10 protein-coding genes are annotated in these 13,053 nt (G+C 34.4%); 8 read left to right on the plus strand and 2 right to left on the minus strand.

Annotation, left to right across the window (positions count from 1 at the left end; genetic code table 11):
- The first annotated feature begins 157 nt into the window (after positions 1 to 157).
- The 8 genes from NCCP28_RS06440 to NCCP28_RS06475 all read left to right on the plus strand — a co-directional run bounded on the left by NCCP28_RS06440 (position 158) and on the right by NCCP28_RS06475 (position 10,011).
- Positions 158 to 922, plus strand: a complete 765-nt coding sequence (locus tag NCCP28_RS06440) for a DeoR/GlpR family DNA-binding transcription regulator (RefSeq protein ID WP_248560576.1) — start codon at positions 158 to 160, stop codon at positions 920 to 922.
- Positions 923 to 1,275: 353 nt separating this feature from the next.
- Positions 1,276 to 2,112, plus strand: coding sequence for a rhamnulose-1-phosphate aldolase (gene rhaD / locus NCCP28_RS06445; protein ID WP_248560577.1), 837 nt, complete (start codon positions 1,276 to 1,278; stop codon positions 2,110 to 2,112).
- 82 nt (positions 2,113 to 2,194) lie between these two features.
- Positions 2,195 to 3,346 carry an iron-containing alcohol dehydrogenase gene (locus NCCP28_RS06450; protein ID WP_248560578.1) on the plus strand — a complete coding sequence of 384 codons (1,152 nt, stop codon included), beginning with the start codon at positions 2,195 to 2,197 and terminating at the stop codon, positions 3,344 to 3,346.
- 208 nt (positions 3,347 to 3,554) lie between these two features.
- Positions 3,555 to 4,592, plus strand: coding sequence for an autoinducer 2 ABC transporter substrate-binding protein (locus NCCP28_RS06455; RefSeq protein ID WP_248560579.1), 1,038 nt, complete (start codon positions 3,555 to 3,557; stop codon positions 4,590 to 4,592).
- On the plus strand, positions 4,582 to 6,426 hold the full coding sequence (locus tag NCCP28_RS06460) for a cache domain-containing sensor histidine kinase (protein WP_248560580.1): 1,845 nt from the start codon (positions 4,582 to 4,584) through the stop codon (positions 6,424 to 6,426). The genes NCCP28_RS06455 and NCCP28_RS06460 overlap by 11 nt, the downstream gene beginning before the upstream one ends.
- Positions 6,413 to 8,065 carry a response regulator transcription factor gene (locus tag NCCP28_RS06465; RefSeq protein ID WP_248560581.1) on the plus strand — a complete coding sequence of 551 codons (1,653 nt, stop codon included), beginning with the start codon at positions 6,413 to 6,415 and terminating at the stop codon, positions 8,063 to 8,065. Before NCCP28_RS06460 ends, NCCP28_RS06465 begins: the two co-directional genes overlap by 14 nt.
- Before the next feature lie 311 nt (positions 8,066 to 8,376).
- Positions 8,377 to 8,697, plus strand: coding sequence for an L-rhamnose mutarotase (gene rhaM / locus NCCP28_RS06470; protein ID WP_248560582.1), 321 nt, complete (start codon positions 8,377 to 8,379; stop codon positions 8,695 to 8,697).
- 39 nt (positions 8,698 to 8,736) lie between these two features.
- Positions 8,737 to 10,011 (plus strand): MFS transporter, encoded by a 1,275-nt coding sequence (locus NCCP28_RS06475; RefSeq protein WP_248560583.1) that lies wholly within the window; start codon positions 8,737 to 8,739, stop codon positions 10,009 to 10,011.
- A 386-nt stretch (positions 10,012 to 10,397) separates the two neighbouring features.
- On the opposite strand, the gene NCCP28_RS06480 is transcribed toward NCCP28_RS06475, so the two are convergent.
- Both NCCP28_RS06480 and NCCP28_RS06485 read right to left on the minus strand, forming a co-directional pair.
- Positions 10,398 to 11,252, minus strand: coding sequence for an STAS domain-containing protein (locus tag NCCP28_RS06480; RefSeq protein WP_248560584.1), 855 nt, complete (start codon positions 11,250 to 11,252; stop codon positions 10,398 to 10,400).
- Positions 11,253 to 11,727: 475 nt separating this feature from the next.
- Positions 11,728 to 12,837: a GntR family transcriptional regulator gene (locus NCCP28_RS06485; RefSeq protein WP_282579528.1), complete on the minus strand. Its 1,110-nt coding sequence runs from the start codon at positions 12,835 to 12,837 to the stop codon at positions 11,728 to 11,730.
- Positions 12,838 to 13,053: the final 216 nt, after the last annotated feature.

Genomic DNA, 13,053 nt, shown 5'->3' on the forward strand with positions numbered 1-13,053 from the left:
CTTTCGCCTTTTTTAGTTTTATTAAGATTTATGCTGTATCTGCAAATAAATTAAAGATAAACCAAAAACAAACGAAGCTTTTATACGGAAAAGAATAAAAATATGATATAGTAAAAAGTAAATATAAAGAAAAAGATAATAGAAAGGGCGACTTTAGGTGCTTGTAGCAGAACGGCGAAGAAAAATTGTTGAATTAGTAAATGAAAGGTTAAGCATTCGTGTTACTGAATTAAGTGAAATTTTTTCAGTAACAGAAGAAACAATAAGAAGAGATTTAGAAAAGCTGGAACAAGATCAGCTATTAAAAAGAAGTCATGGCGGAGCTGTCAGCTTAGACAAAGAACCAACTGAAATACCGTATATGGTAAGAGAGGTTACAAACGCAGCAGAAAAACGAGCGATTGCTATGGAAGCGGTTAAAACTATTCAGGCAGGGGAACAAATTGTATTAGACGGCAGCACAACAGCATGGTATATGGCAGCAGAATTGCCTAATATGCCTTTAACTGTGATAACTAATTCCATAAAAGTAGCATTAGAATTAAGCAAAAAAGACCAAATTAAAGTAATTTCAACAGGCGGCATGTTAGTATCAAATTCTTTATCTTTTGTTGGTCCACTTGCAGAACGCTCCTTAGAAAAATATCATGTAAATAAATTATTTTTGTCTTGCAAAGGTGTGGACTTATCTGGCGGTTTAAGTGATGCCAATGAATGGCAGGCATTATTGAAAAAACAGATGATGAACATTGCTTCTTCTGTTATATTATTAGTGGATTCTTCGAAATTTGGAGCGAGAACATTTGCCCATATTGCAGAATTAAAGGATATTGATCAAATTATTACGGATACAAATATACCCGCAGCATATAAAACTTATTTTGATGAAAAAGAATTGGATATGAAGCTAGTGCAAATATAAAATCATTTCATAGTAAACTGCTTCTAATTGTTAGATGAAAAAAGCTAACAATTAGAAGCAGTTTTTTATATGGATAAACTTATCAATTTTTAATGGACTTTTGCTTTCACCTAAGGGATGAAGAAACGATCAGCAGGGATGGGAAAAATTTCTGCTGATGGAAGTTTTACTTTATTGCTTAATATAAACAAAACAAATCAAATTATAAAAGACAAAAAAAGTTCATAAACTTATCTGTTTTTATTTGTTTTATGTTGATTTATTTTTGTTTTGGTCTTATTATAAAAGTATAAACAAAATAATATCCAGCAGATTTATAAAAAAATAGATAAAAACAAAAGGGAGAGTTAAAAATGATTACTGCCATTCAAAAAGAAAATATTTTAGAAGCGCCATTTGTAAAAGAAATGCGTGAAGCAACATTTAATCTGTGGAAATTAGGATGGGATGAAAGGAATGGAGGAAATATTAGCTATTTGCTGCAGGAAGAAGAAGTTTCTAGATATTTAGATGTAAATCAAGTTAAACGCACACTTCCACTGCAATTTCCTGTAGCAGAGTTGGCAAATAAATATTTTATTGTGACAGGTTCAGGAAAATATTTCAAAAATGTCAAAGGAGATCCGAAAAATACGTTAGGAATTGTAAAAGTGGATGAAAGTGGAAATAACATTTATGTTCTTTGGGGATTTGAAGATGGATCCAATCCTACAAGTGAGCTGCCATCTCATTTTATGAGCCATATTGCGAGATTAAAAGTAGATGCAAATCACCGCATCATTATGCATAACCATGCCACCAATATTATTGCCATGACATTTATGCATGATTTAGATGAAGCAAGCTTTACAAAAACGTTATGGCAAATGTGCACGGAATGTATTGTAGTTTTCCCAGACGCAATTGGAATTCTTCCTTGGATGGTTCCAGGTACAGAGGCAATCGGCCAGAAGACAGCGGACAAAATGAAGGCGCACCGTTTAGTATTATGGCCGCATCATGGTATATTTGGCGCTGGAACAACAATGGACGAAACGTTTGGTTTAATTGAAACAGCAGAAAAGGCAGCGCAAATTTACACAATTATAGGAGACTCATCTAAAATTAAGCAAACCATTTCTGATAAAGAGTTGGATGCATTGGCAAAGGCTTTTCATGTAGAGCCAAAAGCGGGAATCTTAACTATTTAATAAAGTGGTGGGGCAGTATTGCCCTTCATTTTATTAAATAAATATGTGAAATGATGAACAATATATTCAGGGAGGAATAACAATGAGTTCACATGTATTTTATGTTCCAAGCACTAATTTAATGGGAGCTGGCTGTTTGGCAGATGTGGGCCCGCATATTCAAGAGTTAGGATTTAAGAAGGCACTTTTAGTGACTGATAAATTTTTAAATTCAAATGGCATTGCAGACAAAGTAAAGAATGTGCTTGAAATAAGCAATGTAGAATATGCAGTCTATGATGAAGTGCAGCCAAATCCGACAACAGTAAATGTTCACAATGGAGTTTTAGCATATAAAGAGAATGAATGCGACTTTATTGTATCTGTTGGTGGAGGCTCACCGCAGGATACTGCAAAAGCAATCGGTTTGGTAGTGACAAATGGAGGACATATAAAGGGTTATGAAGGAGTCGGAAAAACAAAAAATAAATCGGTGCCAATTGTAGCAGTTAACACAACAGCAGGAACTTCTAGTGAATTTACTATAAACTATGTTATTACTGATGAAGAAAGACAAGTAAAAATGGTAATGGTAGATAAAAATAGTTTAGTTGCCATCTCTGTGAATGATCCTGAACTTATGATAAATAAACCTGCTGCCTTAACAGCGGCTACAGGAGTGGATGCCTTAACACATGCGATAGAAGCAATTGTTACACCTGGAGCTTATTCAGTAACAGATGCGACTGCACTAGCAGCGGTAAAGATAATATTTGAATACCTTCCCCGTGCAGTAAAAGATGGCCATGACATAGAAGCAAGAGAACAGATGACTTATGTAATGTTTTTAGCTGGAATTGCCTTTAATAATGCAGGATTAGGTTTTGTTCATGCAATGGCCCATCAATTAGGAGGAGTATATGATTTGCCTCATGGTGTTTGCAATGCGATGCTTCTGCCGATTGTAGAAAGAGAGAATGCTAAGCGTGATCCGAAAAAATTCTCTGCTATCGCAAAGGCTATTGGGTTAAATATAGAAGGGAAAACAGACGAAGAGTGTGCAGAAGAAGTAGTTGAAGCGATTAAAGAATTATGTAAGACAGTTGGCATTCCTAGTAAATTGTCTGAACTAGGAGTAAATGAAGTAGATTTGGATAAACTTGCTGATTTTGCATTAAAAGATGCATGCGCTTTAGGAAATCCATATGAGCCTACGAAAGAAGAAGTGATAGAAATGTATAAGGAAATACTGTAATTTTAATAGATTGATGGGCTGTCGATAAACACCGCTTTCTTCGTTGCTCAGCATTCTTGCTGTCTGCACTCTGTAGAGAGGATTTAATCCTCTCTTATTTGCTTTTGTTTGAAAAAAAAGAGAAGTGCGGGAAAATAAAAAAAAACAAAAGCTATTTTTTTGTACTTGTTTTTTATATATAATAAAAGAAAAAGATTAGGTGAGATTAATGCCCTATAAAATAATGATTATTTTGTCGCTCTTATTTTTTGTAAGCGGATGCAACGGTAGCCTCAAACAAAATTATGAAGTTATTTATAAAAGTGAGGGAAAGCAAACTGAGCAATCGGATAAAAAAGAAACAGAAAAATATACTATTGCAGTTATCCCGAAAGTAAGCGGCATCCCCTATTTTAATGCAGTAGAAGCAGGAGCAATGGAGGCAGGAGAAGACTTAAACGTCCATGTCTTCTATTCAGGCCCATTAATAGCAGATTGGAAGCAGCAAGAAAAAATAATAGCCGATTATATTGAGCAAGGTGTAGATGCCATCGCTTTATCAGCAAACGACCCTGAAAAGTTGGGCAATGTATTAAAACAAGCGAAAGCAAAAGGAATAAAAGTGTTTACATGGGATTCAGATACAAATCCATTATATAGACAGTACTTTGTAAATAGTGTAGATCCAGAAATTTTAGGAAGACATGTAATGGACACACTCTCATTAAGAATGAATGAAAAAGGAGAATACGCCATTATAACTGGCACTGATAATGCAGCAACATTAAAAGAGTGGATAAAATGGATGATTATACAGCAAAAAGAAAATTATCCAAATATGAAATTATTAGAAATTGCAGAATCAAACGATGATCCACAAAAAGCATATATGATTACAAAAAAAATAATGAAGAAATATCCAAATATAAAAGGGATTATCGGCAGTTCCTCTGTAGGACCTCCTGCCGCAGCGCAAGCGATTATAGATGCCAAGAAAGTAGGAGAAATTTATGTTGTCGGATTATCCAGCCCCAATCTTTTAAGAAGTTATATTCAAAACGGAACCATTGAAGTCGGTACACTTTGGAGTCCCAAAAAGCTTGGATATTTAACTGTTGCCATTGCAAAAGAAATTTTGCTTGGAAATAAATTGTCTGATAATATGTCGATTTCTAATGTTGGTGTTATTCGATTGAAGGGAGACAGCATCATTATGGATCAACCGATTGATTTTACAAAGGAGAACATCAATCAATATGATTTCTAAACTTTATCAATTGCTGCGATTAAATCAGGCTCCGTTAAAGATAAAATTAATTATTACTTATATTATATTGACGGCTATTCCAATGGCGATTATTGGATATTTTACGTATATCGAAAATACAAAGGCGATAGAAGAGCAGGTTGGCGAATATATACCAAGACTATTAAATCAAGCAAATAAAAATATAGAAAATGAGATTAGCCAGCTGAATGATCTGTCTAATGCCATCTATAATTCCAGTGATGTGATGGCCATTCTTAGAACCAGCCCGTATAAGGAGAAATCTGCTTTTTTGCAGGATGAATATACGGTCGAAAGCTTCTTGTCAAAAACATATCTTGACAGCAATAAATCAGAAATAATTGGGGCGTTTTTATTAACAAATAACGGAAATTATATTAGCGCCAAAATCCCTTATACTGGTTTTAATATGTCTAAATCCATTATTCCCTTTGGAGAAATGCATGATTTATCTGGAGCCTCTCCGCTTATTTTGCCTAATAAAACAAATCTACGCTTTGAAGACCATTCTCCATTTATCTTATTAGTAAATGAAATTGATGATATGGAGAATAGAGGAAGTTTAGGAACACTGATTTTAGCGGTAAAAGTTGCATTTATAGAAAAACTGCTAAATGATATTGATGAAGAAGAAAGAGCAACAATGTGGCTGATGGATCAAAATGGGTATATTATTTATCATCCAGATCAAACGTTAATTGGAACTAAAGATGAAGAACTAAAGAATTATCCGCTGATAAACGGCAGCTTTCGAACAACGGAGAATAATCAAGGGAAAATTTTATTCAGCATTAATCAATCCAGCGCAAATAAGTGGATACTAGTCCATAGCATCCCAATGAAATATTTAACAGAACGAACAGATGCCGTAAAAAATGTAGTGATTATTATCTTTATTTTACTTGTTGTTGTGACAACGGCTTTATCTATTTTTATTGCATGGTCTGTGACGAAGCCAATAGGTTCATTAGGCAAAGTAATGAAGGAAGTGGAAAAGGGAAACCTTTATGTGAAAATTCCTCCCAGCAATAAGGATGAAGTAGGAGAGTTGGCAAATAGTTTTCAATCAATGCTTGTTCAGTTAAGAGAATTGATCAAAAAAAATTATGAAATTGAACTGCAGCAGCGTGATGCGAAAATATATGCTTTGCAGTCGCAAATAAATCCTCATTTTATGTATAACACATTGGAAACAATAGGTGCCGTGATTGAAGAAGAAGAAGCAGAAACAGCAACAGATATGATTGCTATTTTAGGGCAAATGCTGCGATATTCTTTAAGTGACGGCAAGAGTTTAGTGGCTTTAAAAATGGAATGGGTTCATATTAAGAATTATTTAACATTGCAAAAAATTCGTTTTGAAGATAGAGTAACCTATCAAATGGAAGGGGAAAAGCTGGTAGATTCTTATTTTACCCCTAAATTTATTATTCAGCCAATTGTCGAGAATTCCTTTAAGTATGCAATGTCTAAAAGAAATATTTTGCATATTTCAATTAAAATAACAATATGCAAGGATAGATTGCTAATTGTTATTAAAGATAATGGACCAGGAATGGATAAAGAAACACTTCAAGCCCTTCATAAAAATCTGGATTCTAATGATTATTTTACAAAAGAGTCTGGCTTAGGTCTAACAAATGTTCATGCCAGAATTAAGATGATGTTTAACGAGAATTATGGACTTAGAATAGATAGCCAACAAGGAAAAGGCACGCTTGTTGCATTAAAGCTTCCATTAATAGACCAGTCAAATATAGAGAAGTTCATTAATATAGGCGATGAAGGAGGGGGAAAAAATGGAGAGAGTTAAAACGGTTATTGTCGATGATGAACCGAAAATATTAAATCGACTCATTCGCATTGTACAATCATGTGGAGACGAATGGGAAATTGTCGGCACGTTTTCAGATGGCAAAGAAGCATATGATGGAATAAAGCAGGGATTCCTTTCCTTTGACTTGCTGTTGACAGATGTTCAGATGCCAGAGATGAATGGTCTAGAGCTTGTCCATTCATTAAAGGATGATGGATGGGAATTCGAAGCGATTATCATTAGTGGATATGATCAATTTTCATATCTACAAACTGCTATGCGCCAAGGGGTATCCAACTATTTATTAAAACCGATTAATAAGACGCAAATGGCAGCAGAATTAGGGGGGATAAGGGAGAAAATTGAGAAAAAAAGAGCAGAGCAGAAGGAAATAAAGAATCTAGAACATAAAGCTTCTGAACTAAATTATGCAAAACAGGTCCAATTCTTAACCCAAAGCCAAGTATATATGGCAGAACCGAATGAAAAAGAATGGGTTTACTTATTTGGAGATAAAAGATATCAATTGCTGTATTTAAGCATTGATCAAAATATCAAGCAGTCATTATCAAAAGATTTAAAGAGGTGGATTCGATCAGTAAATCAGGAAGTGGAAGCCATTTTAAGAAGCTGTTTATCCAATTTCGCTGCCTCTGCTCAAGCTGATACTTGGCTGTGGAAAGAGGATCTTTTTTCTTTTTGGCTGCTGGTTGCTGTTTCGCAAGAAGGAGAGATTCTGTCCATTACAGAAGAACTGGTCCATCTTATAAGGGATAAGGCAAAAAAGGAAGCGGGAAATACCATTTCTATGGCAATCGGGGAATCTTTTTTTGCATTAGATAAATTTATTGAAAATAAAAAAAGGCTAGAAGAGTTAATGCAAAATAGAATTGTATATGGCAGCAATAAAGTGTTTTGGCTAGAAAAATTAGAAAGGGAAGAAGGAAAATATGTAAAAAGCATTGGCAATGACTTGGTTAAAGATGTTCAGCAAATTATATACAGTTTGGAGAATGGAACAAAACAGCAGCTAGCAGAGACATTAGAACAGTATTTTAAAAACCTTCATCATCTTAAATCAGCGAGATTTATTGAGGAGGCTGTCCAATTATTAGGAATACGAATGATGAATAGATGGATTGAATTAGACGCCTTTCGAGAAAAAAGGGAATTATTTCAAGAGGTATTAACATTGACGAAAAATACAGCAAATTTCTATCAGCTGACAGATAAAATTAAAAATTGGGTGTTTACTGTCAGGGAATTGATTAATCAAGTGAAGGAAGATGAAACGGATCCGATTCATAAAGCGAAAATGTATATTGAAGAACATCTTGGCGAAAGTATTACGATTAAAATTATTGCTCAGCATGTTTATATGAGCCCTACCTATTTCAGCCATTATTTTAAAGAACAAACAGGTGAAACAGTTCTCGACTATATTACCAAGTGCCGTTTAAAGAAGGCGCGTGAAATGCTGGAGACAACAGATGCTAAAATTTATGATATTTCCTTTTTGCTAGGGTATCAAGATACAAAGTATTTTAGTCGTTTATTCCGGCAATGGTACGGCTACAGTCCCTCACAGTACAGAGAGAATTTTAATAAAACATATAATGAAAACAAAAGTAAATAAAGATATGAATATTTTGTTTGGTTTATAAAACATGGCTGGTTAAGGGAATGTTTCAGTATATTTATAGGTGAAAAAAGAAAGGTTATTCGCAAAGAATAACCTTTCTTTTTTTTAAAAGTGTCTATTAATGAAGAGGTTGTAAGGGTTATCTTGAATGTTTTTGAAAACCTTTACAATAACCTTAGAATTCACCCCCCTTCCGTTGTTTTATCACCTAGAAATAGGTTGGGAATTCCTTTATATTTTAACTATGAAATAAACATTCAAAAGAAAAACAAAATAAACAGAAGATGGGGAAAGGTGGGAAATAAATGAGTGTTTCAAGAATAGCAAGTGTCATGTATCTGTATAAAGATAAGTATGAAGAATACAAGCGCCGCCATGATGAATTATGGCCAGAAATGAAAGAAGCATTAAAAGCTCATGGTGTTCACAACTATTCTATTTTTCTAGACGAAGCATCTGGCAGATTGTTTGCCTACTTAGAAGTAGAAAATGAAGAAAAATGGAGCAAGATGTCTGAAACAGCAATATGCCGAAAATGGTGGGACTATATGGAGCCGTTAATGGAGACAAATCCAGATAACAGTCCTGTATCTACTGAATTAAAGAATGTATTTTATTTAGCTTAATTCCTTAATAAGCAAATGGAAAAGAAGGGAATGATTAGAATGGCAACAGCTACCAAAAAGGGTGGAAGAAAAGCGACAATTACAGTAGCCATGTCCAATTACTTGGAAGCAGGATCCATTGTTGCAGGTGCAGGTGGATTAACGCTTTGGATGGAATATTTAAATCTTGATGACTTTAAATTAGGTTTGCTCGGTGCATTAAGTGCAAATGGCTTTGGATCTGCAATTGGTGCATTGCTTGGTGGTATATTAGTAGATAAGTATGGTCGTAAGTTTATTTATAAATATGATTTATTAGTATATATGTTAGGGATATTATTAATAACTTTCTCCTTTAATTTCCCGATGCTTTTAATTGGCTACGTAGTGACTGGTATAGCAGTTGGTGCAGCAATTCCTGCAGCTTGGACATATATTGCGGAAGAAGCTCCTGATAATGAAAGAGCAGCAAGAATTGGGTATGGACAGCTTGCATGGTCTGTTGGTCCAGCCATCTCATTATTACTTTCTGTATTATTGGCTCCACTAGGTTTATTAGGAAGCAGAATCATTTTTGCGCAATTATTTGTAATCGCTTTAATTACATGGGTTATGCAGCAGCAAATCAATGAATCTACTATTTGGGAAGAAGAAAAGCAAAAAGAAAAAGAGCAAATTAAAAAAGGCGAAAAAATTGCAAATCCAATTAAAGAATTGTTCAGCATTAAAGCGAATCGTAAAGCGATCGTCCTATTATTAGGGATTTATGTTTTCTGGAATTTGGTTGCTGGTGTAATGGGATACTTTATGCCATTTATTTATGAAACTGTTGGTGGATTATCTGCAGCACATGCCAACCTATTGCAAGCATTCTTATGGATACTAACAGTTGCTTCCACGTATTTTATCTTTATCAAATTTGGCGACAAAATGAATCGAAAAATACTTTATACAATTGGAGCAGTATTAGGAATTGCAGCATGGTTAGTGTTGTCCCTGGGCTCTATGGGAATGTTTGAATTGTTCACATTCGTTATTCTTTGGGGCATTGCTGCAGGATTCGGTGCACAAGCGTTCTACGGATTATGGTCTAGCGAATTATTCCATACAAAATACCGAGCAAAAGCACAAGGATTCTTATTCGCAACAGCACGTGTCTCTGTAGGATTAATTTCCTTAGTAGTACCATTAATGATTTCGGCGCTTGGATTCAAGATTGCAGGATTAATTATGGTAGGCTTCCTATTAGTAGCCGCATTAGTAGGATTCTTTATGGCACCTGAAACAAGAGGGAAATCATTAAAAGAAATTGAAAAAGAACGATATTCAGCATAAATTAAAATCAGTGGAATGAAACCAAGATTTTGGGGGCAAGTTTAAATCTTTTGTTTTCTCTTGTACTCCCGTAGGCGGGGACAAAATCCCTTATCTCTTCTTGGAATAGGTGTTTTTGGCAATAAGAGATAAGTGTTTTTAGGAGCAGCAGAAGTTCTATGATTAAATGTTTTCTGTAAAAAAACAGAAGATTTCCCCTTATATTCAATAATTATCTACCATCGACTGCAGCTAGGAGTAATGGCTGAAAACATAGAATGGATCTAGGTTCCGTTTCCTTAGTAGAAGCAATCAAGAACTAAATAAGTTAAAAGTGATTTAAGCAGCTTTAAATAATGTAGAAAAAGACCAACATTTAGAAATGAATCTAAATGTTGGTCTTTTTATTAGTCTTGCACTCTTTTTAATCCGATGCTTGCCAATGCAGTCTGCAAATTGGCGCACGTAGTAATTTTATGGAAGTTTATTCCTAAAGAAATAACAGTTTGGGCGATTTCTGGCCGAATTCCAGAAATAATTGTTTTGACTCCAATTAAATCAAGGGCTTGCACTACTTTAAATAAATTGTCTGCGACCATCGTATCAACAATCGGCACACCAGATATATCCAGGATTAAATATTCAACTCGCAATTTGGCCGCTTCTTCTAAAGCAACTTCTAGAATCAGCTGGGAACGGTCTGTATCAATTGCTCCAATTAGTGGGATGATTGCTGTTTCTTTAGCAACTGGAACAACAGGCACCGATAATTCTTCCAATGCAGTATAAGCTATTTTCATTAAATTTCGATTATGCTCTTCATATACGTGACCGATAATGGCGCTGATTTCATCAAGAAGAGGATCAATCAATTTCCCTACATCAAGCATGGTAATGGCAGCAAAAGATTTTTGTTCTAGTTCTTCTGTGAAAACATGCCAAATCACATTTCGGAAAATGGAGAAGGAACGAAGAGAAACGGATAATGGAATGTGATTTCTAACAAGAGTTTCTCCTGTTGTTTTGGCCCAATTAGCCAGTTCATTTTCTTCTATATTATCACCTTTTAGTGTTGCTCCTATTATAGAAAAAAATTTTGAATTCCACTTGTTGTTGTTTTCCTTATCACTGTCTGTATAAATATTGAGATTTTCTTCTGTATAAAATTTTTTTAATAAAAGAAAGGTTTTCTCAGAAAGTATATATTGACTCTCTATCACTTTACTTCCGATATATGCTAATTCATCTTTCAAATGAATCATCTCCTAAACTTGTATGTCTACTAGCTTCATTATATCATTTTACGGAAAGAGGAGAGGGGGAGGAATTTTACTTTGTTATCATTGTATGCATTTTTAGAAATATCCGATTGCATAGAAAGTATGTATAAAAAGCATAAATGCTGAAAATAAACATAGAGGTGATAGGCCATTTTACTGGCATAATTATCATAAAGAAAATAAAAATTGATATGGTAGTCAAAAAATATCTTAAAGAAAGAAATATTGCATATTGTAAAGCTTCTTTCAATGCCAATTTAAAGTTTGCAAGAATAGGAAATCTATAGGTTGTCATCAATAGAAAAAGTATTCTTGCTACGATGAATGGATATTGTGGAATATTTTGGTGAATTTCGTATTGAGGAATGAGATCTGCTTGTTTGATAAAAGTAATCGCTTACTATAAATCCCCCCATGCGATATCTTATATAATCGCATGGATTTTTAGCTGGATTTTTTATTTGATGGCTCGAGTAGATTCTCTGATGATTAATTCTGGTTCATAAACAATGGAAGGAGAAGCATTTCCTTTCTTTTCAACTGCGTTTACAATCCATTTGGCCGCTTCTATACCCATTTTTGTTTTTGGATGGGCGACAGAAGTTAGTTTGACATCAGAGGTTTCTGTCAGGAAGGAATCATCATATCCAACAAGGGAAAGATCCTCTGGAATACTTGCGCCGATATTTCTTGACATATTGATTACTTTAATAGCTAATTGATCATTATAGCAGACAATTGCTGTAGGTTTATCCTCTTTAGATAATAGTTTTTCTAATTGTTCAATAGGTGTGCTGTCTTGATCTTCTGTCGAGTAAGTAATGACCATATCAGGGAAAAAAGAGAGATTAAACTCCTTGTATGCCCGAATAAACCCTTTCATCCGATTGACTCCTTGCAAGTCATCTGTTTTAAATAAACCGATAATTTTTTTATGGCCCAGTTCAATTAGATGTTTTGTTGCAATGTATCCTCCATGTTCATCATCAATCATAATATGGGGAGGGGATAGCTGTGAATAGAACTGGTTGATCATTAAGTAAGGTATTTGATTCTGCTCTAATTCCAAATAATAATTAATATTTGGATTATAGTTGCTGCTTTTTGTAGGCTCTACTATCAAACCATGTATATTGCTGCTTAGCATAGTTTGCAAGCATTGTTTTTCTTTTTCCACATCATTGTCCGTACAGGCAAAGGTTAGCGAATAACCTTTTGTTGTTAAATAGGATTCTATCCCTTTAATGATGGAAGGGAAGATATAGTCAGAAATGTATGTTGTAATTACACCGATATTTCCCTTGTTTTTTATAGCTGGAAAAGAGGATGCGGAACCTGGTGAAGGATTATTTCCTCGGGAGCAAAAAGTGCCAGCTCCTTGTTCTCTGTAAAGCCATCCTTCATGAACTAAATCTCCAACAGCCTGCCTGATAGTATGGCGGCTGACACCGAATAATTTCATTAACTCATTTTCAGAATGAATTTTTTCTCCCGGCTTTACTTTTCCGCTAGTAATCCATTCTGTAATTTCTTCTTTCACCATAGTATATTTTGTTTTTTGTGCCACTAAACCACCACTTTCAAAGTTGTATATATATAAAGATACTCGTACGTACAATGTTATATAAAATATAGTAACAAAAAAATTGGAATTTTACTATGACTATTTATAGAGAGTATATGTAATAAGAAAAATGATTATAAGATTATTACCTGTAGAATCGCTAAGGATTTAGTTGTTAAATAGATAAAGTTGCAGATTTGGGAAGAAAGTGACGAAGAA

Source organism: Niallia sp. NCCP-28, assembly GCF_023168165.1.
GTDB lineage: Bacteria > Bacillota > Bacilli > Bacillales > Cytobacillaceae > Niallia.

Bases quoted from the DNA above. Each gene is read 5' to 3' on its own strand.
- rhaD (WP_248560577.1), top strand. From the start codon at position 1,276: ATGATTACTGCCATTCAAAAAGAAAATATTTTAGAAGCGCCATTTGTA.
- NCCP28_RS06450 (WP_248560578.1), top strand. From the start codon at position 2,195: ATGAGTTCACATGTATTTTATGTTCCAAGCACTAATTTAATGGGAGCT.
- NCCP28_RS06455 (WP_248560579.1), top strand. From the start codon at position 3,555: ATGCCCTATAAAATAATGATTATTTTGTCGCTCTTATTTTTTGTAAGC.
- NCCP28_RS06460 (WP_248560580.1), top strand. From the start codon at position 4,582: ATGATTTCTAAACTTTATCAATTGCTGCGATTAAATCAGGCTCCGTTA.
- NCCP28_RS06465 (WP_248560581.1), top strand. From the start codon at position 6,413: ATGGAGAGAGTTAAAACGGTTATTGTCGATGATGAACCGAAAATATTA.
- rhaM (WP_248560582.1), top strand. From the start codon at position 8,377: ATGAGTGTTTCAAGAATAGCAAGTGTCATGTATCTGTATAAAGATAAG.
- NCCP28_RS06475 (WP_248560583.1), top strand. From the start codon at position 8,737: ATGGCAACAGCTACCAAAAAGGGTGGAAGAAAAGCGACAATTACAGTA.
- NCCP28_RS06480 (WP_248560584.1), bottom strand. From the start codon at position 11,252: ATGATTCATTTGAAAGATGAATTAGCATATATCGGAAGTAAAGTGATA.